The 25,327-nt window shown below is 59.3% G+C and carries 19 protein-coding genes and 1 tRNA gene; 8 read left to right on the top strand and 12 right to left on the bottom strand.

Annotated features, from left to right (window positions below):
• Positions 1-388 precede the first annotated feature (388 nt).
• The 3 genes from CRI94_RS12125 to CRI94_RS12115 form a co-directional block, all read right to left on the bottom strand.
• Positions 389-1,393, bottom strand: coding sequence for a formate/nitrite transporter family protein (locus tag CRI94_RS12125; RefSeq protein ID WP_098076099.1), 1,005 nt, complete (start codon positions 1,391-1,393; stop codon positions 389-391).
• A gap of 69 nt (positions 1,394-1,462) precedes the next feature.
• Positions 1,463-2,197: a hypothetical protein gene (locus CRI94_RS12120; RefSeq protein ID WP_098076097.1), complete on the bottom strand. Its 735-nt coding sequence runs from the start codon at positions 2,195-2,197 to the stop codon at positions 1,463-1,465.
• A gap of 195 nt (positions 2,198-2,392) precedes the next feature.
• Entirely contained in the window at positions 2,393-2,548 is a 156-nt protein-coding gene (locus tag CRI94_RS12115) for a DUF1328 domain-containing protein (protein ID WP_098076095.1), read from the bottom strand.
• A 255-nt stretch (positions 2,549-2,803) separates the two neighbouring features.
• Here CRI94_RS12115 and CRI94_RS12110 point away from each other — a divergent pair, with 255 nt between their 5' ends.
• The 5 genes from CRI94_RS12110 (at position 2,804) to CRI94_RS12090 (ending at position 11,424) form a co-directional block, all read left to right on the top strand.
• Positions 2,804-3,799: a hypothetical protein gene (locus CRI94_RS12110; protein ID WP_143815395.1), complete on the top strand. Its 996-nt coding sequence runs from the start codon at positions 2,804-2,806 to the stop codon at positions 3,797-3,799.
• Between the two features lie 553 nt (positions 3,800-4,352).
• The gene (locus tag CRI94_RS12105; RefSeq protein WP_098076092.1) at positions 4,353-5,858 is read left to right on the top strand and encodes an ATPase domain-containing protein; all 1,506 of its coding nucleotides are present in this window, start codon (positions 4,353-4,355) and stop codon (positions 5,856-5,858) included.
• A 72-nt stretch (positions 5,859-5,930) separates the two neighbouring features.
• Positions 5,931-7,142, top strand: coding sequence for a sensor histidine kinase (locus tag CRI94_RS12100; protein ID WP_098076091.1), 1,212 nt, complete (start codon positions 5,931-5,933; stop codon positions 7,140-7,142).
• A 765-nt stretch (positions 7,143-7,907) separates the two neighbouring features.
• Entirely contained in the window at positions 7,908-8,126 is a 219-nt protein-coding gene (locus tag CRI94_RS12095; RefSeq protein WP_143815394.1) for a hypothetical protein, read from the top strand.
• Positions 8,127-8,412: 286 nt separating this feature from the next.
• Positions 8,413-11,424 carry a PAS domain S-box protein gene (locus tag CRI94_RS12090; protein WP_098076089.1) on the top strand — a complete coding sequence of 1,004 codons (3,012 nt, stop codon included), beginning with the start codon at positions 8,413-8,415 and terminating at the stop codon, positions 11,422-11,424.
• A 32-nt stretch (positions 11,425-11,456) separates the two neighbouring features.
• Here the strand turns inward: CRI94_RS12090 and CRI94_RS12085 are convergent, their stop codons facing one another.
• Positions 11,457-12,560: a DUF1028 domain-containing protein gene (locus tag CRI94_RS12085; RefSeq protein ID WP_098076088.1), complete on the bottom strand. Its 1,104-nt coding sequence runs from the start codon at positions 12,558-12,560 to the stop codon at positions 11,457-11,459.
• 649 nt (positions 12,561-13,209) lie between these two features.
• On the opposite strand from CRI94_RS12085, the gene CRI94_RS12080 reads away from it, so the two are divergent.
• A complete protein-coding gene (locus CRI94_RS12080; protein ID WP_098076087.1) occupies positions 13,210-14,475 on the top strand; it encodes an FAD-dependent oxidoreductase in 1,266 nt (421 codons plus the stop codon).
• Between the two features lie 651 nt (positions 14,476-15,126).
• Entirely contained in the window at positions 15,127-15,540 is a 414-nt protein-coding gene (locus CRI94_RS12075) for a co-chaperone GroES (protein WP_098076086.1), read from the top strand.
• Between the two features lie 139 nt (positions 15,541-15,679).
• On the opposite strand, the gene CRI94_RS12070 is transcribed toward CRI94_RS12075, so the two are convergent.
• From CRI94_RS12070 to CRI94_RS12040, 7 genes are all read right to left on the bottom strand, one after another.
• Positions 15,680-17,503, bottom strand: coding sequence for a hypothetical protein (locus CRI94_RS12070; RefSeq protein ID WP_098076591.1), 1,824 nt, complete (start codon positions 17,501-17,503; stop codon positions 15,680-15,682).
• Between the two features lie 50 nt (positions 17,504-17,553).
• Positions 17,554-18,306 carry a protein phosphatase 2C domain-containing protein gene (locus CRI94_RS12065; protein ID WP_179862279.1) on the bottom strand — a complete coding sequence of 251 codons (753 nt, stop codon included), beginning with the start codon at positions 18,304-18,306 and terminating at the stop codon, positions 17,554-17,556.
• Positions 18,307-18,345: 39 nt separating this feature from the next.
• Complete coding sequence (locus CRI94_RS12060; RefSeq protein WP_098076084.1) at positions 18,346-19,212, bottom strand: vWA domain-containing protein; 867 nt, start codon at positions 19,210-19,212, stop codon at positions 18,346-18,348.
• A 157-nt stretch (positions 19,213-19,369) separates the two neighbouring features.
• Complete coding sequence (locus CRI94_RS12055) at positions 19,370-20,194, bottom strand: tetratricopeptide repeat protein (protein WP_098076588.1); 825 nt, start codon at positions 20,192-20,194, stop codon at positions 19,370-19,372.
• Between the two features lie 63 nt (positions 20,195-20,257).
• Positions 20,258-20,614 (bottom strand): hypothetical protein, encoded by a 357-nt coding sequence (locus CRI94_RS12050; protein ID WP_098076083.1) that lies wholly within the window; start codon positions 20,612-20,614, stop codon positions 20,258-20,260.
• Positions 20,615-21,014: 400 nt separating this feature from the next.
• Complete coding sequence (gene holB / locus CRI94_RS12045) at positions 21,015-22,178, bottom strand: DNA polymerase III subunit delta' (RefSeq protein ID WP_098076082.1); 1,164 nt, start codon at positions 22,176-22,178, stop codon at positions 21,015-21,017.
• A gap of 132 nt (positions 22,179-22,310) precedes the next feature.
• Positions 22,311-23,753, bottom strand: coding sequence for an alkaline phosphatase D family protein (locus CRI94_RS12040; RefSeq protein ID WP_098076080.1), 1,443 nt, complete (start codon positions 23,751-23,753; stop codon positions 22,311-22,313).
• Positions 23,754-24,034: 281 nt separating this feature from the next.
• Between CRI94_RS12040 and CRI94_RS12035 the strand changes: the two genes are divergently transcribed.
• A tRNA-Met gene (locus CRI94_RS12035) sits at positions 24,035-24,108 on the top strand.
• 467 nt (positions 24,109-24,575) lie between these two features.
• On the opposite strand, the gene CRI94_RS12030 is transcribed toward CRI94_RS12035, so the two are convergent.
• The gene (locus tag CRI94_RS12030) at positions 24,576-25,304 is read right to left on the bottom strand and encodes a M48 family metallopeptidase (protein WP_218919391.1); all 729 of its coding nucleotides are present in this window, start codon (positions 25,302-25,304) and stop codon (positions 24,576-24,578) included.
• Positions 25,305-25,327 lie beyond the last annotated feature (23 nt).

Raw genomic sequence — 25,327 nt, 5'->3', positions numbered from 1 at the left:
CGTCGATATGCGGACACCAATGTCTGCGCCTTCTCGGACACATCACTTAATCGACATACACTTTAACAGTATCCACTTGTCGAGAACGGTCTCTTGGATCGGCGTAAGCCACCACGCATGTCCAGAAATCACCGCCACCCGGTGCCTAAAACGATATGGTACACCGGCTTCGTCTCATCAACAACCTGCCAACGGATCACGACGCCAACGCACCGGACAAGCGTGACACAGGACAACAGTCTCCTTTGATTGCGGCATCAAGAAATATCAAACGCGCCCACAGCCGGAACTGGGACGCGTTTCAATGGGCCTTGTCTGGCGTGCTGACAAACCAATCCCTTCGGCTCTGCACAGCAATTACCGAAGGTTTCGGGCGTCCTACGCTGATTTACGACTCCATGCGCTCCTCCCGATCCTCGCCCACGATACATTCACGCCAGGTCAGGATCCGCCGGTGCGGTAGCGCGTCCGTCGACATCTCCCCTTCCGTCTGCGCGAAGTTGAGAATGGCCACGAGCAGGACCCCACCGACGGTGTTGCCGAGCACGGAAGGAGCAAGAAAGTCGATTAGATACGCCTTCCAGGTCACGGCTCCACGAAAGACAGCGAAGAGAGTCTCTGTCGACCCGACGATACAGTGCGCAAGGTCCGCGGCGGCCACGACGTAGATCAGAATGAAGGTGATGAAGAAGCGGGCGGTCGTGCTCCGCGCCGCAAAGTTCAACCACACCATTCCGGCCACGAGCCACCCGGCAAAGATCGCCTTCCAGAAAACTGTATCCCACGGCAGCTTGACGAAGTGCTCGCCGTACTTCAGCCCGGTTTCGGTCATCGCCGCGTCGAAGACGCCCGTCCATGCGAAGACCAGGGCGCACGCCGCGGCTCCGACCACGTTCGCGAGGAGCACGATCCCCCACACGCGAAACAGAAGCGGAAGGCTTGCGCGCCGGGTGAGCACGAGGGCCACGGGCGACAGCGTGTTTTCCGTAAACAGCTGATATCGCCCCATCACGACGAAGAAAAACCCGACCGGATACATCAGTCGTGACACGAGTGGCGCCCCTGCTCCGCTCAACCTCGATTCCAACGCGACAATTCCGAGAAAGGAGAGACTGATCGACAGTCCAGCTGCCAGGCCGCTCAGAAAGAGAAGGCGATTCGATCGGGCGAATTCCTCGTCCGCGGCGGCAACAAGCCGGCGAAAGATTTCGTCCGTAGAAAAGCGGTCCTCAAGAACGCCACCGGCGTCTGGGGCCGGGTCGGGCGCATCCCGTCCGCCATCCGGATCCGAGTCCCGGGTTGCAGACGACGAGGTGCCGTCCCCCGCCGACGCTGAAGCAGCGCTAGACGTATTGCTTGCGTCTCGGTGATCATCTGAGGACCGGGAAGGCATGAGCAGCGGACGTTAGAAACAGTCGAGTACAGACGTTGAGTTAAGCTCTTGGCTTCGTCATCGCACCGGTTACGACGGCTCTCTCGTGAGCTTACCCTTCGCAGCCAGAGCCGCGTAGAGAGAGTCTGCCGCACGATCTACCTCCAGACCGAACTGCGTGACGTCCCCGGCGATTTTTCGCTTCTCATCCCGGTATCCCTTTTCGGCCCCGGAGGGTAGTCCTTCGAGTCGGTCCGAAAGAAGTTGCCGCTGTTCTCGCAGTTCAGCAATCCGTTGCCAGTACGACGGATCCCCGGCCGTCTTCGCTTCCTCAAGTTCGAGCTCCATACGGTTAATCCGGCTCGTCAGCTCGTCCAAACGATCGTTCACCGCCTTGTAGAAATCATCGCGCCGTTGGATGGACCGGAGGTACGTTTCGCGAAGACGTCGCTGGAACGTGTCAAGGCGCCGGTGTATCTGCTCGCGCTCGCTCTCGCTCACGTCAACATCGTCATCGGTCAATCGCTGAAGGTCTTGATCTAGCGAATCCCGAAGCTGTTCGAGTTCCTGGAGTTTCCGGTCCAGTTCCGGCTCAACCTCCGATCGGTGCGCCTGTAGCGTCTGACGCACCTCTGTGATACGAACCCTTGCCGGCGCAAGCATCGCCCGAATCTCGCCGGAGAGGGACTGTGCCTGCTCCTTTATTTCTGCTTTTGTCTTCGGCGTAGCGGATGCCGACGACTTCTCTTCGTCTCCACATCCGGCAAAAAGCACGACAGCCAGAAAGAGCGAGACAACGGTAAGACTGCGAAGGAGGATCTTCATATGTATTCGGAGGGTCTGGTTCTTAGTACGGAGTCAGATCATTCAACGACATCGCCGTCTCGGGCTGCAGGCTACAATCGATTTGCCGTCAACGGCTTTTCGCGTATGACCCAGTGTTGGAAAAGAGCGACCCGGTTGTCGGTAAAACGTGATCAACGCGCGGGGGATCGGCTGGTAGGTCGCAGTTTGGGCGGACTACGAGCGTCCGGAGATGAGAGATACGACGAAGAGAACCAGAAACACGAAGACAAGAATCTTGGCAATCCACGCCGACGCACCGGCGATGCCACCGAATCCGAGAATAGCAGCGATGATAGCGACCACGAGAAAAAGGATCGCGTATCGAAGCATAGTGAGTGCTTTTTTGAAAGAGATCGATAACAGACGTTGTCGTACCCGTGCATCGGCCTTGGTACGAGTGGTCGTTTCGTTTCCCACCTATCGAAACTGCATGACGTACGGAGGCCAATCGAATTCCTTTCAACGGATCGCAGCCACTGCCAATGACTTTACATCCGTGACGCACCGCTTCTACCTTGCGACGTATACGTAACGCACCCGGTGCAAGTGAATCGCAGGTGCCCGCACGTATCAACCCACGTTTCGATGCCTTTCCCTCTGCGCACGTCCACGATGACTCGCCTGCCGATGCACTCCTCCGCGCCGTATCTGATGGCGCTATGTATGATCGGCATCCTTCTTTTCGGCTGCACGGGCGAGCAACCAACGACATCCGCTCTATCTGCCGATGGCCTCGCCGGTGCCGAGCTTCCCGTTGACTCGACATTCCTGCAAGATCCGCTCTGGGACGACGGTCAGGCCGAAATCGCCTTCTACGAGGTAAACCGTTCGTACAACGTGTACGAGCGCCCCGAACCTTCTTCGTTTACCGTCGGGACGTACCTCGTCAAGCACAATTTTTCAAGAGACCGCATGACGAAGACGACGGATGGCTCGGGCGTCGCGGCGTTCAAGTCGGCCCTATTCTATGAAGTAAATAGCGGATCCTATCAGTACAAGCGAAACTGGGTGGTAAACGCCCGACGCTCGGATCTCGCACCGATCAAGCAGTCGTTCACGAGTTTCGACTGGTGCTCCAACCTCTACCGCGAATATGCCTTTCCGCCGGACGGAAACGTCGTTTTCCGGAAGCGCAGCGATGATTATGGAAATGCCGAACGTTCGCTTGAAATACCGCAGGGCCGCTCCAGCCGCGCCATCCCGCCCGCACACGTGCCTCTGCTTATTCGCGCCATTCCTGGAGACGATACCTCGGACGTGTCGTTTACCGTGCTCCGCCCCGACGGTCCACCCATCGCTGCTCGGACATCGTTCATCGATACGACGACCGTCGAAACGGAAGCTGGAGCGTTCCAAGCTGAACGTATCCGCGTTGCGTACGATGCGCCTGTCCCTTCCCTCATCGCCGAGCGCAGCGCCTCGTCCGAAATATACACGCGCAGCATCACCCCGGACCGGCGCCTGCTCTCCATCCGGGCCGAAGATAATAGCTACGAAATGACGCTTGTCGAGCACGTGCGATCGGCCTACTGGTCGACCAACATCTGGGATGTGCTGGAGCAAGTGGACGCGCGTCCGTAATCACGAAAATAGATGCGTCGGAGACACGGAGTGCGGGACGAGCAAGCTCGCGCACAACACCTCGTTGCAAAAAAATTATCGTCTGAGTGCCATTACCCGGACCAAGATCACGCGGTGAATCGTGGAGGCGATCAACATGCTGCTACCTTTGGGGTCTTCGCCGTGCATGGATCCAGACATCGACAGACGCACATCCGTTGTCATCGGAGACGCCGGCCGTACCGGCGGTGCAACTGCACAGGCGCTCCATGCTAAACGTGCTTGTGTCCGTCTTGCGGATGTTGATGTGGCGGCGATTGAGCAGATTGCTTCTGCTGTCAAGTAAGCGGTCGTTCGCAATCGATACCCTGGGCACCGCGTAGCCCTCCCGGCGCATAACCAATCATTTCTGTGAAAAGGCACGCGACTGACGCCTCATCGCGTGCCAACCTCTCGTCTGATACTGCGTTTTGTACAGGACGAGTGTTAACATTCACAGATTGTTTGACAAACCGCCGATAAATGTTCAATTTGCCTTATTAAATAAACAGGTTACGTTTACTGTTAGAACATTATGGCCACCCCAGGAGCAAGTAGACGCGTACCGACCGGAATCGAAGGTCTCGACGCCATCCTACGTGGGGGGTTACCTCGAGGTGAAGTTTTTCTCGTGCAAGGCACGCCCGGGACGGGGAAAACACTTCTCAGCATACAATTTCTACGCGCCGGCGTCGAAAACGGCGAGTCGTGCCTGTTCATCTCCCTGTCGCAGAGTGCGGAGGGGCTCCGGCGCAACGTCGGGGGCGCAGGTCTTTCGCTTGAGGGAATTCGCGTCCACGATGATCTTCCCGTGGAAGCACCGGGTAGCGTCGAACAAGAACAGGTCATTTTCCACGATGAGCATGTCGAATTCGACGAAACGGTGAGGGCGTTGACGGAAGCGGTCGAACGCGCAGAGCCCGACCGAGTGGTCTTTGACGGGATCGGGTACTTGCGCCTCCTGGTTCGGTCGGCCGCTCAGTATCGCCGACAACTTCTTGCGTTGCGACGATTCTTCAGCAGCCGGGACATCACGGTCATGCTGACCGACGACCAGAGCGTCGTTCCGGGAGAGGATGTGCTGCAGAGTCTCGTGTACGGTGCTCTACTACTGGAGCAAACGCGGACCAATTATGGAGACACGCGCCGCGAATTGCATATCGTAAAACTCCGTGGTACCGACCACGCATCTGGTACGCACGAATTCCGAATTTCGACCGGTGGACTGAAGGTTTTTCCCCGTCTCCGATCCCACCACGTCTCCTCGTCCGAGCAGAATGAAGCGCTGACGAGCGGAATTGAGTCCCTGGATAACCTCCTGGGCGGGGGGTTACAAGAAGGAACTTCGTGTCTCATTCTCGGGCCGGTTGGCACCGGTAAGACGAGTCTCGCCACACTCTACGCGGATGCGGCGGCTCGGCGAAACCATTCCTCGGCTGTGTTTCTTTTCGACGAGCGACCGGAAATATTCGTTCGTCGATCAGAGGCCCTCGGCATGCCCATTACGCAGCATGTAGAGGAGGGACGCGTGAGCCTACACGCAGTGATGAGTGGAGAGATCACGCCGGGCGAGTTCGCCTACTCCGTAAGCCGAGAAGTCAGAGAGCGGGACGTGCGTGTCGTTATCATCGATACGCTCACCGGGTATCTCAGCGCGATGCCGGACCAGCGCCACCTGATCACAAAAATCCAGGACCTTCTCACGTATCTCAGTCGGCAGGGCGTCTTAACGATCCTTGTGGTCGCCCAGCACGGTGTCATCGGCGAACAGAGTCAGCACCAGAACCAGCTCCGCGGGCCGATCGACATCAGCTACCTCGCAGATGCCATCCTGACGACGCAACACTTCGAAATCGACGGCGCCCTCCGCCGGGCCGTCTCCGTCTATAAAAAACGGTATGGTGCTCATGAGCGACGAATCCGCGAGTTGTTTATCGAAGACGGCCTGATAAAGGTCGGCGCCCCCATGACCGAAGCCGTTGGTACGCTGCTGGGACATTCCCTCGAAGCGGGCACAGACGCGAGCGACGATGATACATAGACGGACGTGTCGAGGATACGTACCGGTACCGATGCCACCTTCCTTTTCGTAGGCGGACAATCCATCGACCCAATGAGAGAAGCAACAAAGAGCACCGTATTGAGCGACAACTCCTCGTCCACATCGTCGGTGCCATCCGACAGCAGTTCGAACGCAGAACGCATTGTGGTGTGGGCCCCTGTTGGTCGTACAGCCGGACTCATCCGTCAGGCGCTCGAACACGCCGGGATGGCGATCGCAATCTGCGAGAACGCCGATGCATTCTGTGACCTCGTCCGAGATGGCGCGGGGGCTGCCCTTCTCACAGAAGAAGTGTTCACCACGAATCGAGAGAACGCGACCTGCATTGCGGAATTTTTGGATTCCCAACCTCCCTGGTCTGACCTACCGGTCAAGGTGTTTGTGAGCAACGAGCACGGGAGCGCTCAGCTTTCGGATCGGCTGAGACAGGTCAATCCTCAACGTGGCGTCACCATGCTGGACCGCCCCATTCGTCCAGCTGTTCTCGTATCGATCATGGAAGCCGCGCTACGAAACCGGCGACGCCAGTATAAGCTTCGTGATGCCCTTCAGGCCCTTCACGAGACGAATGAAACGCTAGATGATCGCGTGCAGAAGCAGACCGCGGACCTGCGCCGACTCGCCGGCCGGCTGACGCGCGCCGAGCAGGCCGAGCGGCGTCGGATTAGCCAGCTCCTTCACGATGATCTTCAGCAACTTCTCTACGGCGTCAATCTGAAGCTGAGTGCCGTGAACAGTCAGATGGAGGAATGGTCGATGTCGAAGGTCCACGAACATCTGGAGGAAGCTCGCACCTGGGTCGAGGATGCGTTCGCGCTGACCCGCAAGTTAACGTCCGACCTCAGCCCTCCGGTTCTGGAAGGGGACGATTTCGGGTCGGCTGTGCAGTGGCTTCGTATTCATATGAAGAACCTTCACGACCTCGAGGTCACAGTCGAATCCGTTGGTCAGCACCGGATAGAAGACGAAGATCTTCGTGAACTGGTATTCCAAATCGTGCGGGAGCTGCTTTTCAATGTGAAAAAGCATTCGAACACAACGGAGGCCACGGTCCGATTGACGGAGGAGCCCGGTTATCTGGTCGTGCACGTGATCGACGATGGAGGCGGGTTTGACGTAGAGATTGAAGCTCAGAAGACCAAGCAAGAAGGCGGCTTCGGACTCTTCAGTGCAGCCGAACGCCTCGACCTCATGGGAGGCGGCATGGAAATCGACTCTACGCCGGGGAAAGGCACCCACGTCACGATACACACATCTGCATAGCCTGCCATTTGTCCGGCCTCACCAGGCAGCATGACACAGCGCCTCTGTTGTCATTCGGTACGCAAGGGCCTAGACGCCGATCGAAGCGGCCTGACGGACGGCCCATTTTGCTTATGACCTGAAATACGGTCCCCCCTTCTTATGGTAGGCCGATGACACGGAGAAACGACCGGATTCGCAGTTTACATTGAAGCGGCTGAACAGCTGTCGGCATGTCAGCAGCGACCGGACGAGCCGCAAAGAACCGGAGTAAAATAGAACGAGGCGCTGGGACCCGTACCGTCCCGGCGCCTCGCTCTTCTCTCACTCCATCCGTACTTTAGGCCGAACTCGGCGCTAAAGTACGCTCGTTCCGCCCCGGCAACTTGTGCCTACCGTCCCGATCACCTCGGGTCGTTAAAGGGCGGACGTGTCGATCCGGCGGGTTGAAATGCCGGCATTTCATCTCTGATTACTCGGTGGTTCGATCGTGTTCGGCCGAAGGGTGTGCGCTTGGTCCTTGGGGTCTCTCTGTCATACTTCCCCTTCCTGATGTCGCGTGGTAGAACAACTTGTCGTATAATAAGTGGGGTCCACCGAATCTTGACGCACTCGATACTGACGAGTCACTAAGCTGTTACGTCCGTACGAGGTGCACCTACAACCTCGGTTGCACGATGAATCGACTTCCCGGTCGAGCCGTTGGTAGACACCAACGCTGTAGGCAGCCATGCTCAGAATGTCCTGCTTGCTCTACGTACCTCCCGGATGCAACACCGCTACCTCATGAGTTCATCATACCGTGGGTTTGAGATCTCTCCCGCCATCGACGACGCTGACACCGACGTACAGACCGTGTCGGCTAGCCGAGGTCGCATTACACTGCGCGTTCATCTATCAGAAGGACCGATGCCAGAGGGGTGGACCCTCGAAGATGTTCTTCGCTTCGAGATCGATCGGCTTATCGATCCCAAAACCATGCGCGGTGTGAAGAGGCTGAACTAAACACGGATCCTGCACGCCGCATCGATCACCGACGTGCACCTTCGGCAACCCAATGTTACCCTCGTTACTCACGTAACGATTCCATACGTCCCTCGTCCTTAAAATGAATATTCTTTTTTCAATTTCGATTTGGATATTTAATCGCGAGGCGATATTATGTTAGTACGTGCTTGTATCGGAAGGCACATAGATCCTTGAAGCGTCTAGATCTTTCCTGTAGTATGCAGTGTCCCGCCGCCGGGTTGGCGTCGGGAGCATCCCCCCGGCGCTCGCCCCCTCTCTCCGCATGTCCTCGCTTCCATCCGTACTCTCCTCTCGCCTAATCGCGTTCCGAGGCGTAGGCCTGATCCTCCTTCTCGCAATCGCCTCGCCCTGGGTTCCTCTCCCCTGGCTTGCCGCGATCGGCGTATTGATGGCATTCGCGATCGAATGGATGCTCAAGCGGCGAGAAAGCACCAATCGAAGTCGGCCGGAAGGCATCATCGAGTCCGCAGTCGATCACCTTCCCGGCGTCTTCTTCATCGTGGGACCGGACCTCTTGATACAGCGATGGAACGACGGATTCCGGAGCGTGTCCGGATATGACCCCGCATCCGTCGTCGGCCGCCCCGTCAGTTCCTTCTTCGACGCCTCGGATGAGGAACTGATACACGACACATTTTCGTCTCTGCTCTCCGGTGGCACGCAACGCTTCGAAGCGACCATGACAACGCACGGGGGGCGACGGATCCCCGTTCGCGTCACCGGAACCCGTGTGTCCGGTGCCGATGGGCCCGTCATCGTCGCCACCGCCATCAACGTGCTGGAGCAGAAGCGAACGGAGACGGCGCTCGAACGTCAGCAAAACCAGTATCGTCTGCTGGCGGAGAACATCTCTGACGTCGTCACGCTCCACGATGAAGCAGGCCGTCGTCTCTACGTCTCTCCGTCCATTCGAGACCTCGTAGGGCGCGACCCGGACCGCCTGTTCGGCTCGTTGCCATTCGAGTACGTGCATCCCGCCGATGTCGCCCGGGTCCGGGACACCTTCGCATTCGCCGTGGACGGGGCGAACGAGGTTCGCACCGAGTACCGCATTCGACACGAGGACGGCCATTACATCTGGGTGGAGTCGATTGGGCGTACGACGGACAACAGTCAGGGCGAAGCCGCTCTGCTCGTCGTCACGCGGGACGTCACCATTCGCAAGCGTCGCGAGAACGATCTCGTTGAAAGCAGAGAACGACTGTCGCTCCAGAAGCGACGCCTGCGACTGTTGTACGACGTTATTTCGCAGCAGGACCGGCCGACAGACGAACAGCTGCAACGCGTGCTCGACCTCGGTACGGACCTTCTCGGAGCGGAGGTTGGGATCGTCAGCCGGATTCATGATGATACCTTTGTCATCGAAGCCTCGACCGGCGACGACGCTTACGCGGTCGGAAATGAGTACGACCTGGAAGACACCTACAGCGCATTCACCGTTCGCGAGGATGACGTGGTGGCCATCGGGGATACGTCGCAGAGCGAGCTTGCTGACGCGGCCTGTTACGAACGGTTCGGCCTGAATCAGTTTCTCGGCGCCCCCATCCACGTAGACGGATCGCTATACGGTACGCTCTCCTTCGCGTCCAGACGGTCGCGCAGCCGACCCTTCACGACGGACGACCGCGACTTTCTCCAGGCCCTCGTCCAGTGGGTTCGAGCGGCGCTGAAAAGTCGCATGCAGGAACGCGCGCTCGCTGACAGCCAGCGACTTCTGGAGAAGACGGAGGAGGTCGCCAATGTGGGTGGCTGGATGTACGAGGATCAGACGGAGAACTTCACCCACACGCAGCACCTCGCGACAATTTTCGAGGTGGACGATCAGTACCGATTCCACCCGCGGGACGGCTCCGACTTTTTCGGGGATGAAGCCTGGACGCGCCTCCTCCGGCATATGCATCAGGCATATCGCGGCGGACGTCCGTTCGATATTGCCGTGCCCGCAATCACGGGCGAAGGGAACCGGCGGTGGCTTCGGATCAGCTGCGAGGTGGAGCGGGGAAGTAACCGATCGGGGCGTATCTGGGGCACCGTCCAGGATATCACGGACCGTCGGGAGGTCGAAGATGAGTTGCGGGTGACGGCCCAACGGCTTGCAGCCCTGCTTACGAGTCTCCACGAGGGCGTCTTGGTCGAGGACCAGAATCGCCTCGTACGTCTCGTCAACCGGCCATTCTGCGACCTCTTCAACATCAATGTCGACCCGACCGACCTGATTGGCTCGGACGCGCGTGATCTCGCCCTGGAATCGGTACAAGTCCTGAAGCATCCCGATGCGACACTGAACCGTCTAAGCGAATTGATGGACGCGCGGACGACGACGGTTGGCGAACGGGTTGAGCTCGACGATGGACGCGTTCTTGAATGCGACTACGTCCCGATTCATATTGACGGCAGCCGGTTTGGCCACCTCTGGAAATACCGGGACGTCACGATGCGCGAGGAGCGCGAGGCCAAACTTCGACGTGCCAAGGAGGCAGCCGACGAAGCGCGCGACGAGGCCCGAAGAGCGGAGCGCCTGAAGTCGATCTTCCTGGCAAATATGAGCCACGAGATCCGAACGCCTCTCACCTCGATCATCGGATTCGCCGAGGTTTTGGAGGAGGAAGTCCCAGAGCCGTACGACCATCTGGCAGGCCTCGTCGGCACCAGCGGACGCCGACTGCTCAACACGATATCGTCTGTGCTTGACCTCTCCAAGCTCGAAGCCGACCGGTGGAAGCTCGACGTCGACACCGTGGATGTCATCGGAGAGATTCAAGAAGCAATGGAGGTGTACACGCCGCGCGCGGACGACTCCGATATTGAACTCAAGGTCGAAGCAGATGACGACAAACTCTTCGCTCGGGCGGACTGTGCGGCCTTACAACGAGTGCTTGACAACCTCGTCGGCAATGCCCTGAAATTCACCCCCGAGGGTGGGTGCGTGACCCTTCGAGCCAGCCACGCGGATGACCACGTCGAGCTTGTGATCGAAGATACGGGCCCGGGTATCGGCGAGGAGATGCGTAGCCATCTATTCGAACCGTTCGTACAGGACCCGGACGAACGGAGCGAAACCGATACGGGCAGCGGCCTGGGCCTTGCTATCACGCGCCGACTTGTAACCGCGATGCGGGGGGCGATCGAACTGGATGCGGATTATGACCCAGGCGCACGCTTCGTCATTCATCTCCCCACGCCGGCCACTTCGAGCAATTCTTCGCCCGGCAACGACAGCGAGGAGGAACAGCTAGAGAATGAGCACGAGCGGGAGAAAGCCCTCCACGACTAAGACTCGGGCTTCTTCATCGTGCCCGATAGCTTTTACTCCGTCGATTCAGGTTCGACGTCTGCTTTCATCCGTTTCTTCAGCGTCTTCGCCAGATCCTCGCTGGGCAACAGTCCCGCCGCCGGCAGGCGCTCGACGAGTTCTGCCCACCGCTCATCCTGCGCGAATGCACGCCGGAGGAACGGGATCGCTTCGTCGACCCGACCTTCGGACGCGAGTGTGATTCCGACCCAGAACGGGGCCTCGCCGTTCGTTGCCGAATCCGGTACGAGCCCCATCGCGGTCCGGTAGCTCTCCATTGCGGACTCGATGTTGCCTTCCGTCACGTGCCCGTCCCCTTCATTCAGCTTCTGGTAGGCGCGCTGAAGTCGCACCAACCGCTTCAACTCTTGAACGGGCTCCGGATGGTCCTCGACCCGGAGATCAAAGATCCGATCATTCCACGGCTGGCCGGTCGACTCCGGGCCCACAATCAATAACGCCGCCGACTGCTTCCCACGGATGTCTCCTCCCTCGTCCTGTGCCGCCTCAAGTGCAGCGACAAGTCGAGCGGCAAGATCACCTTCGCTCGTCTCGTACGCCTTCGCCATCGCGCCCCAAACCTTATCGCTCTCCATCAAATTCGCCTGCACGGAATAGCCGTTTCCGGTTTGATGACCGGCGGCCTGGATGGCATTTTCGCCCGTGTGAGCCGCCACCCGCCCCTCCGCATCGACCATTGCGACCTGGCGGACCGCGCGGGCGGCGTCCGTCGACACCAGCGCGTTTAGGGCTTCTTCAGCGGTTCGCCCATGGTGCATGAGTTCGAGACCCAGCGGGCCATACCGAGGATCAACGAACGACTGCGTCGCGACAGCTCCGACGCCGGCGCGCGCCCACGGAACAACGGATCCCACGCTGAACCAGTGCGATTGCACAGCGACACCCATCTGGCCGGTTACGGAGTCGCGCGCGACGATGCTGTACGTGGCAACCGGGCGACGCGGCACATCCGTTTGTCCGTACGCATATCCAGTATCACTCTCCACAAACGGACTCGAGGTCTGACCGTAGCCAGCGGGTGCAAACGAAGCAACGAGTACCGCTAGGCCGACCAGCGATAAGGGAAGGGAGCGGATTGGGTGGCGAAAATCGATCATACGTTCGTACACCTGGAGGAGAGAGACAATCGTTTTCTGGTGAAAGTATACCCGTTCTGCCCCGAAATGACCAGCGGATCTGGGCCGGTTTCAAACCGACCGGCCGTTTGACCACACATTGGAAACGGAACGTCACATTCAACCCAAACGCCCCGCCCCCGGTCACGTTGGTAGCGACCGAGGGCGTTCCCGTGACCAAACGGGGCGTTCTCCGCAGACTTCTCCTTGCACATGTGAGCCGACGACTGTAGCGCAAGAACGAAATGCCAGATGGCAGGAGATCCGAACGTAGCAGAACGTGCAGCCGTACGTGGGTTGGAGTATAGTGCGGATTGAAGTAGATGCAGAGTACCGTCTTCGCCGTGTCCGTACAGTCCGACTTCCGCTTTAATCAGGCCCGCCTTCTGCTTTCGTTACGCCTGCGTCTTCCCTCCTCCCGGAAAGTCACGAAACGGACCACAGCCGCGCTCATGAACGGTTAACCCGAATCAAACATCCAGCGTAGGCAGGGTCATCCACGGCTCAACGCGCCGACCTGGCTCCCTCGACTCCTGTCATTTTTCTCACGTGCACGCTTCTAACCGTCTGTCGCTCCGAACTCGAGCGCAAACTTCCTCCCCTCTTTTTCCGATCCCTTACACGGCTCCCGATGGCATCGATCTCTGTTCTCGGCGGTGGAGTTAACGGTGTGACAACCGGACTCCTGCTCCGGCTTTTCGGTCATGACGTAACCTTGTACACTCGGCGGCGGGCCGATCACGCACACGGCACGCATGACCCTGTAATGGCCAGCCTCTATCCGGCTGCGTCTGTCATCCCACATGCTGTCACCGTGGACGACCCCGCCAAACACCTCGCAGATGCGCAGGCTATGTTCGACGTGCTCCGCTCGACTGGTGGCTTCGGCGTTCGAAAGCAGCTTCACTTTGAGGCATACGAGTCGCCCGAAGCCGACCCACCCTACGCCGCCGCACTCGACGGCTTCCGTCGACTTCGCCACTCGAACCTCCAGCCTCCCCGGCGACGCGGTGCAGACGACGTGTACGGCTGGCACTTCGACCTCTATTTCGCAGAGGCGCCTGTTTACTTCGACGCCCTGTTCGCCGCCTTCGAACAACTAGGCGGTCGCATCGAGCATCGGGAAATTACACGGTCGACGCTTCACGAACTCCCTGGCGATGCGTTCGTCAATGCACTCGGGGGAGAGGCACCCAACATCTTTCCCGATCCTGCCCCCGCGCAGTACCTCCTTGGCATCCTCATTTTTGCCGCGTCCCCAGGTCTTCCCCGGCATACAGGCACGGGTCGACGCGTTTCCTACAACTACACACCTGCGTCCGACGTGTACGCCGCTGCAGATGGATCGCCCGCCGGTGTGTACGCCTATCCTCGACGCGATGTATGGGTGCTGGGAGGCACCAAGCAACCCGGACACATTGCCGCTGATGGCACATGGAACGGCGAACCCATGGACGGTGAATTGGTCGAGCTCCCGCTAGCGGGCGTGCCCGACCAGACCGTTGGCGTTCCGCGTCCAATTATCGACCTGAACCGACAACTTCTGTCCGACCTGACGGGTCACTCGCTCCTGATGTCGGGGCTCGAAGCAACCTACGGAATTCGCTACGCACGCGACCTCGACGGCGCCGGCGTCCGATTCTGCCTCGACAATACGCCGGATGGACGTCCGGTCGCGCACAACACCGGGCATGGAGGCGCAGGCGTCACCCTCTCGTGGAGCTCGGCGCTACGCGTGCTGCGCATTCTGCAGGACGCCGGCATCACGACGTCACCGCTGTCGTCGCACCCGGAGCTCCCACACCTCTTCCAGCGTCTTCGCGACACCGCATTGCATCTTCTTCGGAGATCAGGCGTCAATGATGAAGCCCAAACGTCAGCTTCTGGATCGTCATAACATGCGTTTTACCGCACAGGCATAAAGATTGCTTTACATATGTGGTGACAGCTTAAGGGACCGTTTGGCCGCGATACCTGAGGCTTTTGCAGAAGTGTCGGTTAATATTTCTGCAGATTTGAAGAATTCCCCACTGCCCGGGTATTAACGTATTGCAAAATGCTTTTGAACGGTTTCAGAATTTCATACCATGAAACCGTTCCGGCATTTTCGGTATCTTTTCGTCCCTAACCCATGCACTGATCACCATGGATAACCCCGTCGACCGCATGATTCGGTTGATGACCTTAGGTGCCGGCCTCGTCGGTATCCTGGTCTACACCGTACTCGAATTGCTGTAACGGCGATTTTCTAGCGTTACGTTGGTAGCGCTTTCGAGAATCGTCCCCCGTCGCCGCACATTTCCTCTCTCCGTTTCGCGTAGACCGGCTGTTTCCGAGCCGCTCCGTCCCCCACACGCTCGGAACGGGCTTCATACTGCGGCGCACCCTCAATTTTTCGGTATCACCCAATCTCACTCCGCCGGTATCGCTGGCTTGTTGGGCGGGTGGCGAACCTGCGTGCGCACCCTCCGTTCATTGGATCACGTGACGGTCCGTCTCGTGTGACCCGCGCCTTCGCCCTCTCAATGAGTCCAGTGGTACCGCTTTTATGTCTGAACTGATCGTCATCGGTGATCGCGTCCTGATTCAGCCGCAGGACGGCGAGCAAAAGACGAAATCCGGCCTCCTCCTCCCCGCGGGTGCCGCAGAACAGGAAAACGTTCGGTCGGGTCGAGTTGTCAAAACCGGGCCGGGTTACCTCACGCAAAATCCGGAGTACTCTGAAAGCGACTCGTGGCGCCCGTCGGACACGCCGGTCCGCTACCTGCCACTACAGGCCGAGCCGGGCGATTACGCTTATTTCGTGCGATCGGAGGCGATCGAGTTGAAGTATGACGACACCGATTACCTCATCATCCCTCACTCTGCCATTCTCGCCATTGTGCGAGACGACGCCACCTCCGAGGAGAAGTCTGACACAACCCTCGAGGATATCGAGGACCTCTGGGAAGACGAGGAATAGCGGGTTCAATTCGTTAGAATCCTGACGCGACCATGCTCCATTGGAGCACAGAAGAAGGTGCCAAAAGATGAGACAATTGTGGCACATGCTTGTGTCAGGATGATACAAACGCAACACGTATCCACGACCACCTAAGGATTCAGTGTTGCTCCCACCAGGGACCATCCGACGCCGCCGGCTCCGGAAGCCGAGCGGCGTTTTTTTGTGCCGCGCTGGTCGTCTCGCGTGAGGGTGCGTGTCTTGTTCGCTCAGGCAGCGTCACGAGGTAGAGCAACCAGGCCAGGTACCGTCCGAAGGAAAGAGGCGCAAGATCTGAACGTCGCTCCTCGACCGCCTCATGCTCCGTCGACTGAACCTCGATCTTTTCCTCGGCCCGGCGGATCTCGGCGTCGATGTCCTCCACCCGGTGCTCTACGTATCGGCGAAGGCGACGCTCCTCGGCAGGCGATAGTTCATCCGGCATCTCTTCTTCCGCTTGCCTGATGAGCGTCGCACGCCACATGGCGATTCGCGCGCGCGTCGCATCCGCGAGGCCTCGCAACTGCCCCACACGCTTCTCCGTTGCCTCGTACGCCGTACGGATGTTGGCTGACTTCAACCGCACGACATGCTTATGCGTGAGCCCCTCGATGTCGCGCAATTCACCGACAAAGTGATATTTCAGATGATCGTATATCACTTCCTCTCGGAGCTCGTTCAGGCGCTCGGCGCGCCGGTCATCCACCGAGTCTAACACCTCCTCCCGGCGAAGCTGTAACGAAGCGATCTGACGACGTACGTTTTGGATCAGGCGGCTGATGCGCTCCGCCTCCCTTGTGAGCCGACGATTCCGGCGCACAACAGGGTGTCGGCGATATCGAAGCCAGGCGGCCGCTCCAGACACGACTACGATTGAGGCAGTCATCACAGCCCCCATCGTCATGCTCAAACCAATGCCGAGCGCGACGGCCAGAACCAGAGCCAGGACGACACCCGGGGCCCAGAGGCGTTCGACGGTGTCACGCTGCGCCACTGGATCGGCCGCCCGGTCACGGGACCGCGACCGGGCGGTGACTCCCGAAAACGAGGCCTCACCGTGAACGATGTCATCAAGACTCGGGACATCCTCCGGCTCCACGTAACATGCCGTTCGTAGCGACTCGACGAGCGGAGCCATATGTTCTATACCGCGCAATTCGTTCAGCAGAGGCGACGAATCGGGATCATAGAAATCGCCGTCGCGGAAAAGGAGGTTCTCCCCTGTGTCGTACGCTTGCCAGAGCTCGGGACGAGCGGCACACGCCTGCAATCCCGCGTAGATGACGAGTGCAGAAAAGCGGTCGATGCCCGGCCCAAAGTCCTGCTCAGTTCGATCCGGGTGCTGATAATTTCGGTGCCCGACCTCCGCGCTTATCCGGCCGGAGAGCGCCGGTACATACATCGTGTCGTAATCGACGAGGCGGATGACCACGTCGCCGTCCTCGTCAACCACGCGGATGTTTCCGTGCTGCAAATCGCCGTGTGCTATTTCTGCCTTTTCCAGATCCCGAGAGACATCGAGCCAGCGATCAGCCAGGCTCAAGAGCACATCCGGCTCATTGATGTGCCGGTCGACGAACCGATTCAGACCCGCCCCCTCGGCCCATTCCATCTTGAGAACCGGGTACGTGCTGCCGTTCACGTCAATGCCACGACGCTGGTAGTCGAATGCAACCGTCCACGGCAGGTCAACCGATGAAAGATGCTCAGACACCGCAGCATATCGGCGTTGTTGATTCGGCACCTCTGACAGAAAACACTTGGCAGCATATCGCACGCCGATATCTGTCGTCATCGGGAAGACCGCCGCAAAAGCGCCTGTGATCGGCTGGGGTAGACCGAGCACGTTCTCGCGGGGCGAAGCTGTCTGCAGTTCCGGATCGTGAAACGCAGATTCCGGGTCCTGCACGGCTTCCTGATAATCGCTCGGCGTGGGGTAGCTCATGAACGGAACTGGGGCGAAAAAATAGGCGAGCTCAAAGAAAAGCAGTGGCGTCAACCGGCCGCCATTGTGATGCGGATGATGGTGCAGTCATCATTGCGTAGATGTCCTTCCTGCCGGGCCGTGCGGAGCTGCTCGCGGAGAGCATCCGCGTCGTGGGCTAACTCGGGTGTCTCGCGAAGGAGCCAGGCCGCGACGGCGTCCGTCGCGAGAAGAAAGACATCTTCCTGATCCCACGTCCCCTCGGTCGTCTGCGCGGTAATCGTCCCCGCCTCGGAACGACTAGAAAGTAGTGCGGGCCGATGCGTAAACGCCTCTGGATCGTCAACGGGCCAGGATTGCTTGCTCCCCTTCGACTGCTGAATGAGGACGCAGTCCCCGACCCATCGCGCCTCGAACGTTCCGTCGCCCCGAATCACCAGGCCGAGCACCGTCGCGAAGGCTCCCTGCTCCCGCTTCTCTGCGACATACCATGGAACGTCAACCGGTTCCGCGTCGACGACCGTCTGCCACTCGGACCGAGCGGCATGAACGGCGTCGTCCCAGCCCGTACCCGACCAGTCGTCCAGTGCTGCGATCTGCCGCGTAAGCAGGTCTGCCCAGACGCCTGAGTACACGGCTTCGGTTGCACCATCCGCGACGGCAGCCCGAACCGGAAAAGTCTCATCCCGGACAACGAAGGCGTCTTCGTTTTCGTCCTCGTCATGACCGGCTTTCGGAAGCGTGACCGCAACAGAATCTGCCACAGGCGACCCGGGGTCACCCCGCACATCTTCTTGTTCGATCGAATTGGAGTCGGCTGCCATGCACATCGTTCGTGGATCGAAAGCTCCCGGGGCTCGATGTTAGCGGAGCGTGCTTGGTCGCGTACCGATTTCGAGGAACGTTACGAGCGAAACTGGATCGGCGTTGAAGATAAAGCCGCGTGTGTCGAGGTCGACGTGCAAGCCCTCCTGTTCGGCGGCTGCGCGCATCGAAAACGGTAGCGTGCTCGACATCTGAAAGAGGGTCTCCGCGTATTCATCGTCATGCGGCAGCTCGCTACGATCCGACGGCAGCATCAACGCCGGCTCCTCGGACTCCGACAAATGCACGTTGAAGAGTAAAACCTCTCCGTCGTCCGTGGCAAACGAACGGAGCTGCTGCGCATATCGAAGCGGATCTCCGTCGGTCGCCTCGCCGTCCGTCACGTTTATCACGACAGGCGGGAAGCTGGACGAATGGTCGTCGATCCACGACCGCACCGACTGCGCGGCAAGGTCGAGCGCCTGGCACATCGGGGTGCCGTTCTTCGCATGCGGATCGAACCAGACCGGCGACTTCACGCGGCGCTCTTTCTCGCCCCCGTTGCTGTCCGTAACGGTTTTGACTCGCTCCTCCATGCGACGCGGCCGCTCAGCGAGGTGACTGATCGGAATCAGACCCGTCCCGGTATTGTGCTCATCCGCCGGGGTAATCAAATGTTGCACCCGCTCTCCGTAGCCAATGATGCCGACGTCGAAGTAGTCACGAACTCCTTCTTCCTTCGCGCACCGAAGGACGAGATTCTGGAGCAGACGGTTCACCGTATCGGCCAGTACGCGTGCCTTGCTTGGTGCAGCATCGCCTTTCGCTTTCGCCCCACCGAACGTGTCCTGCATCGACGCCGACTGATCCAACAGAAATAAAAACGCCGTCGGCTGTTGTCGACTGATCTCGGCGGAGTACGGCATGTACAATTGGGGTTTGAGAGCGGAGAAAAGGAGTGACGTTTGTCATCGTTGACCCCGTAAAACGTTCCGGCGTCTCGCGACCGTAACGCACACGCGACATGCGTGAACGTGGTGCGGAGACGCCGGACGAAACGACCGGGCGATATGACGCGCGACATTAACTCAGATCATTCAGAAGCTCTTCCGCTTCCTTCTTGTGCTGCGGGTCGTCGGGATCTTCATTCTCCATGGCGAGGACCGTCTGAAGCTCCTCTTTGGCCGCATCCTCGCGGTCCATCTTCATGTACGTTCGGGCAAGTTCGATATGGTGAACGATCTTGTCTTCCTTCTGAATCGCCGTCTTGAAGTCACGCACGGACTGCTCGAACGAGGCTTCGGGGAGTCCGCCATAGACCGTTTTGACAATGGCACGAGAGAAGAAGCCAAGGTCCGCCACTTCCCGGTTCCAGCGAGCCCGGACGTGGTACGCGGAAGCCATATCAGGGTCGAGCTCAATCGCCTGGTCGGCATGACGCTTGACGGCACGGGAGCGCTGAATCTTCTCTTTGGTCCCTGCGGTGAGGGCAACGCGGCCCTCGGCGATAGCTCTAGAGAGGTGTGCAAACGCGAGCGCCGTATCTGCTTCGACGGCTGCTTTCGCGTCTTCGAGCGCCGACTTGTACATCGACTGCCGCCTCTGACCGGAGTCCGCGATTTCCCCCATGTCCACGCGGGTCAGTGCAAGCCGATACAGGACTTCGGCATTGGACGGATGTTCTTGCTTTAAGGACGTAAGTAGACCGAACGCCTCGCGGAATGCTCCAGCACGACGAAGGCTGTCCGCTTCAACTAGGTTCGGCTTCAGTTCCGGTGACGCGTCGATCTCGTCTGGATCCGGCGTCTGTGCCGCCGCTGACATCGGGACGAGCGACACGAAGAGAAGCACAAGAGTTGCGAGCGTGAGAGACAACCCGAAACGGGTCGGCAGTCGGTTAGACATCATCGGAGAAAGCGAGTCGGTGAGCGTGGAATGCTCGCTGCCCACTCTCGATGAGAACCGAACGGATCAGGCAGCGATGTCGCGACGAGGTGCAACGCGTGGGATCGCGTCTTGTGCCAGAATACTTTGCCCCAAAAGCTCGTGCAATTTGCAACTCCATACGCCTGCACTGCGGAGCAACTGAAGTGGCACAGCGGCCCCATCCTTCAGGTGAAGCAGGAAGTTGACGTCGTTGAGGACGGCCCACCACTGGAAGCGATCGATGTTATCGAGTTCGATCGATCGGGAAAAGCGACCCCGCCAATTCCAACCCGAAAGTTCGATATGATCCTCATGGAGATGTGCACGGCTGAACCACAGGCTTCGTCCGGGTAACTTACACCGCGTCGACAGGATCGGCTCGGCATCAGAGGGATAGGACATGAAGCGCTCGAGAGTTGTGAAACGGGTGATTGGGGGATCCGGGCCAGCCGGATCGGGCAGCGTCGTAACTAATCTACAAGGAATATGCCGACCTCGTTAATGTCGCCTGATCTCACGATTTGAGACAGCAATGAAGCGACGTCGGATCGACACGGTTCTGTCTCCCATCGTCACGCATGAAGGTCAGAACCAACTGTGTGAGGCAGTCTCATGCGTGAAGCGTCATTCAGCAAAGAATCCAGGCCGAAAATCCGGCTCGGAGTCAAGGGGCTTCTAGACGAACCGTATGCAATCGCCAAGTATAAGGCATCGAAGAACGAATTGTGAAGTTATTTCTGTCGATGCTTCAATATTGCTACTCTCGGCCCCGTGAGCCCTGCCGGGATGAGTTGCGTATTCGCTAGGAAAGCTCCGCCTCCGGCATGGGCACGTACAGACGATCACTCCCCTGACCACGCATCGCATCGCCCAGCCGGTGCGCGAGCGTCGTTAGGACAAGCGACAACCGAACGTTTCGCTCGGCGAGGTGAATGGCCTGTTCAACCATGTCGATCATCGATTCGAGGTTGGCATCCGGGACGCGACGGACAAAGTTTTCGATGACCTCTTGCTGGTCCACATTAACGAGGGGAGCTTCGTCGTTGAGTTCGCGATAGAGCATCAGATCCCGGATCCACCGTAGCATCAGTTGCAGAACCGATTTGGCTCGCTCCCGGCCCTGAGACGAGATCTCGTTAACCTGATCGCTCAGTTGATTGACGTTCCGTGCGTACGACGACCGAAAGAAGTCGATCACGAGCTGTCGACTTGTCATCAGGTCGTCGCTCTCGGCCAGCTCGAGAGCACGCGTGTACGACCCATCGGCCATGCGGGCGAGCATCGCAGCCCGCGGCTCGTCCATGCCCTCCCGTTCCCGGAGCGCTGATTCGATCGACTCGACCAGAAGCGGATCGAAGCGGAGTCGCTGGCAGCGCGAAACGATCGTCGGAAGCAGCTGCTCCGGCCGACTCGTCGTCAGCAAAAAGATCGTCCGCGGCGGCGGCTCTTCCAGCAGCTTCAGGAAGCCGTTGGCGGCCGACTCGTTCATGTGCTCCACATCCGTGATGATCGCGACCTTGGACGCCCCTTCCGATGGGCGGTACGACATCGGCCGAAGCAGATCCTCATGCACCCGGCTGATGTGGTACATCACCTGTTTGTTGGACGTCTCCGTCGGGTCGTTGAGCGACGGGCGACGGACGTAATCGACCGCGGCGTACGGATCCTCACCGAGCCGCTGGATTCGCTCTGCAACATCGTCCTCGTCCGTGCCCTTCGGGTACGGAAACAGCACGTGGACATCCGGATGCACCATGCGCCGCGTTTTCCGGCAGTCCGCGCACTCTTCGCACGGGACCGCATCATTGCGGCTGCATTCGAGCGCGCGGGCCATCGCAAGCGCAACCGCTCGCTTGCCGACGCCGTCGGGCCCGTGGAACAGGTAGGCGTGAGCGACACGGTTCTGTTTGAGCGTCCGTCGAATCGTTTCCACGACGCGCTCCTGATCAATGATGCGGTCCCACATAAGCGGACACTAAAAGAGGAAAAACGAGGTCTGGGGCGACGCCAACGTACGAAGACGGGGGCGGTGAATAAAGCGAATCGGCCAGCACGTCACGTCACCCCGATCGTGGCTCGCGGGTGCCGGCGGAACGGATCAGTGTTTGAGATCACGCGCGTGAATCTGCCGGGTCCACTGCTCGGCCCCATCCGTATCATAGATCGTCACGGTGAGCGTTCGGTCGGTTCTCGGACCGCTAAACGAGAGGATGCCGTAGTTGCGCATCTGGTCAACGAGCGTCCCATTGACGCGGAGGTCGTTCTTCTCCTCGATCGGCCCCACGCTTCCGGCGGTGAGAGGCGAGACGGTGATTTCGTACAGCGGGTATCCCTCCTCGGGCTGGTACTTCGCCATCTCGGTAAAGTGTCTGTCGCCGGAAAGCAGCACGACACCGTCAATCTCGCGCTCCGCAATCGCATTGAGCAGCCGCTTCCGGTCCTGCGGGAATCGTGCGAGCGTCTCGTACTCCGTATTCGGATTCAGCATTTGTCCCCCGTTCACGATCACCTTGAATGGCGCCTCGCTCGTCGTGAGCGCATCGATTAGCCACTGAAGCTGTGCGTCTCCCCACTGCGTCTTCTTCTCGCTGCGAGGGGCCGTCGTCGGGGACCGGTGATAGCGGTCATCCATCAGGAAAAACTCCACGTCGTTCCACATGAACGAACCAAACACGCCGGGAACATCCGGCATGCCGAACGTCGGGTTGGCCCAGTAGCGCTGAAAGAGTTCGAGCGCAGCATCCTTAAGTGGATACGAGCGATCCGAGTTGTTTGGGCCAAAGTCGTGGTCATCCCATGTCGCGTAGTGGTGCGTGCTACCCAGAAGCGCCTGCATCTCCGGGAGCTTCCGCGTGTGAGCGTAGCGATCGTTCATCGTCGACGCGTCCGCCCAGTCGACCTCACGGAGATACGTGTTGTCACCCGTCCAAAGCATCAGATCGGGATTTGCCTCCGCAATGGTCTCGAAAATACGGTAGTCCCCGCCGTACGGTCGGCCCGGCCGGTCGTACACCTTTTGGTTTACGTACGCGCAGGACCCGACGGCGACATCGAACGCGGGCGGGTCGGATCGCCACTGCCAGAGCCGCTGCGACTGGAACTCCAGCGGATACGGGCGCTCCACGCGAGCACCGTCAATGTACACTTCGTACCGGTACGTATGTCCCGGCTCAAGGTCCGTGAGCCTAATGAGCCCGATGCCGTCGGCCCCCGTTATGAGCGGTGTTGTCGTGGTCGTATCCGGGTCCGGGATGATACCCGCGTTCATCGCAACCGAATCTTCGGGCGTCACGGACCAGTAGCGCAGGTGGACAGGCGCCGGGTCGGTCGTCTGCACCCAGACGGCGGCGGTGCGGTGCGTTCCATATCCGACCATTGGACCGGCCTGGAGCGCGGGAGCCGATGTGACGGGGTTTGCCGGACGAGCGGTTGTGTCCGGAGCCTGTGCGACTGCAGCCGTTGACCACGTTGCGGCAACAGTAAGGAGAAAGACCAGCACACACGGTGCGAGCCGGCGAATCAACGTATCGGTACGAAGCATATTAGGCAACCGGAATGGCAGGAGGATGGTACCGTAAACTACAGCCCGTGACCCCCACGTTCAGTTTCCCGACGTTAACCCGCTTTGAAAAAGACGTGATGGATCGCTCTGTGCTGGCTCCTCTCGAATTATGATCGTGCCGCGGCCGGCCGTCTCGCCATCACCTGGTGGTTCCTTTCTTCTTCACCGTTTTGACGGAAACACAGAGACACATATCCGGCATATAACCGTGGTGCTTGGCTAAGATACGCAACCCCGAAGCCGAGCATTTACATTTTCCTGGCGTGGTAGCTCAGTTGGTGAGAGCGTCGGATTCATAACCCGGAGGTCGAGGGTTCAAATCCCTCCCACGCCACTGTCCGCTGAATACCAGCGGGCAATTAAGCCGTCCTGCTCATGGTGGAGTGGGGCGGTTTTTTGTTTGCCAATACGCCTTAGACGCCGATAAACCCGCTTTTTCGGCACGTATTGAAGATGTTTGTCGCCCGAGCGCTAGCCCCCGAACGAACCCGACCCTCTCCCCAACTGAGCTACCCTTCCGGGGCTTTCCACCCGTCGAAGCGCCGCTCTGTGTACAAACTGTGTACAATCGCTCCCTCCTGAAGAGGCGATAGGAAATCACTTCTTGTAACGCCGAGACATGGGCCGCGTTCGCCTTCTCTTCACATCGCGTGCGTAGCTGTCACCCATCGCCCCGGAAGGGCGGCCTCGAGGCGGTTCCTGAATCTCCACCTCCACCGCCTCCCTCTCAGGTCCGCGTCGCGTCCTGCTCGATGCCGCAGGTCGATGACCCGCGGTCCGGTACAAGGAGGTAAAGATCTGCTAGAAGTAGCCCCCTCCCTCCTCTCGGAGTTCGCGCTTTCGGCGTTCGTAGTCGGGCATGGCTCGCTCGACGCGGTGCCAGAAGGCATCGTCGTGCCGCGGCTCATGGATATGGGCCGACTCGTGTACGATCACGTAATCGATCAGCCGAGCTGGCAGGCAAGCCGTTCGCCAGTGGAAGTTCAGGGTACCGTCTCGACTACAGGATCCCCAGCGGTACCCCAGCGGCCTCACAGCGACCCCAGACGGGGATACCTCAAGACGGTCGGCATACCGTTCAACGCGTCCCCGAATGTAATCTTTGCCGTGGCGGACGTACCATTCGCGGAAGTGATCTTGGGCTCTAGATCGCTCCGTCGATAAAAGTCGCCACCGCCCCTGATAGAGGCGCAGGGGGGCCGTCTCAGGTGCCGCATCGTCCACGAGACGCAGCCGGTAGCTTCGCCCCAGGTAGTAGTGCCCTTCGCCTTCTACAAAGCGTTTCGAGGCCGTAGGGCGGCGGAGGAGCTTCTTCTCAGCCAGCTTCGTGTAAACCCAAAACTGCTTCTCTTCGGCAAAGGCTCGCCCCTCTTCGAGCGGGCAATCTTCGGGCAGGGCCAGTACTAGCGTCCCGTCCCGGTCGACCGTGATGCCCAGGGTGGTTCGCCTCGCACTCCAGCGCACCTCGAACGTCAAATCATTGCCGACAGAGACCGTCGTCGGGGTCTTGGTGGAGATCGGAGAAGCCATCGGGCAGGGTCGACGAGTGTCGA

Source organism: Longibacter salinarum (genome assembly GCF_002554795.1).
GTDB lineage: Bacteria > Bacteroidota > Rhodothermia > Rhodothermales > Salinibacteraceae > Longibacter > Longibacter salinarum.
This window is presented reverse-complemented; position numbering and strand designations above follow the sequence as displayed.

Coding starts and splice junctions, on each gene's coding strand:
- CRI94_RS12125 (WP_098076099.1), bottom strand. CDS start 1,393: ATGCCTTCCCGGTCCTCAGATGATCACCGAGACGCAAGCAATACGTCT.
- CRI94_RS12120 (WP_098076097.1), bottom strand. CDS start 2,197: ATGAAGATCCTCCTTCGCAGTCTTACCGTTGTCTCGCTCTTTCTGGCT.
- CRI94_RS12115 (WP_098076095.1), bottom strand. CDS start 2,548: ATGCTTCGATACGCGATCCTTTTTCTCGTGGTCGCTATCATCGCTGCT.
- CRI94_RS12110 (WP_143815395.1), top strand. CDS start 2,804: ATGCCTTTCCCTCTGCGCACGTCCACGATGACTCGCCTGCCGATGCAC.
- CRI94_RS12105 (WP_098076092.1), top strand. CDS start 4,353: ATGGCCACCCCAGGAGCAAGTAGACGCGTACCGACCGGAATCGAAGGT.
- CRI94_RS12100 (WP_098076091.1), top strand. CDS start 5,931: ATGAGAGAAGCAACAAAGAGCACCGTATTGAGCGACAACTCCTCGTCC.
- CRI94_RS12095 (WP_143815394.1), top strand. CDS start 7,908: ATGAGTTCATCATACCGTGGGTTTGAGATCTCTCCCGCCATCGACGAC.
- CRI94_RS12090 (WP_098076089.1), top strand. CDS start 8,413: ATGTCCTCGCTTCCATCCGTACTCTCCTCTCGCCTAATCGCGTTCCGA.
- CRI94_RS12085 (WP_098076088.1), bottom strand. CDS start 12,560: ATGATCGATTTTCGCCACCCAATCCGCTCCCTTCCCTTATCGCTGGTC.
- CRI94_RS12080 (WP_098076087.1), top strand. CDS start 13,210: ATGGCATCGATCTCTGTTCTCGGCGGTGGAGTTAACGGTGTGACAACC.
- CRI94_RS12075 (WP_098076086.1), top strand. CDS start 15,127: ATGTCTGAACTGATCGTCATCGGTGATCGCGTCCTGATTCAGCCGCAG.
- CRI94_RS12070 (WP_098076591.1), bottom strand. CDS start 17,503: ATGAGCTACCCCACGCCGAGCGATTATCAGGAAGCCGTGCAGGACCCG.
- CRI94_RS12065 (WP_179862279.1), bottom strand. CDS start 18,306: ATGGCAGCCGACTCCAATTCGATCGAACAAGAAGATGTGCGGGGTGAC.
- CRI94_RS12060 (WP_098076084.1), bottom strand. CDS start 19,212: ATGCCGTACTCCGCCGAGATCAGTCGACAACAGCCGACGGCGTTTTTA.
- CRI94_RS12055 (WP_098076588.1), bottom strand. CDS start 20,194: ATGATGTCTAACCGACTGCCGACCCGTTTCGGGTTGTCTCTCACGCTC.
- CRI94_RS12050 (WP_098076083.1), bottom strand. CDS start 20,614: ATGTCCTATCCCTCTGATGCCGAGCCGATCCTGTCGACGCGGTGTAAG.
- holB (WP_098076082.1), bottom strand. CDS start 22,178: ATGTGGGACCGCATCATTGATCAGGAGCGCGTCGTGGAAACGATTCGA.
- CRI94_RS12040 (WP_098076080.1), bottom strand. CDS start 23,753: ATGCTTCGTACCGATACGTTGATTCGCCGGCTCGCACCGTGTGTGCTG.
- CRI94_RS12030 (WP_218919391.1), bottom strand. CDS start 25,304: ATGGCTTCTCCGATCTCCACCAAGACCCCGACGACGGTCTCTGTCGGC.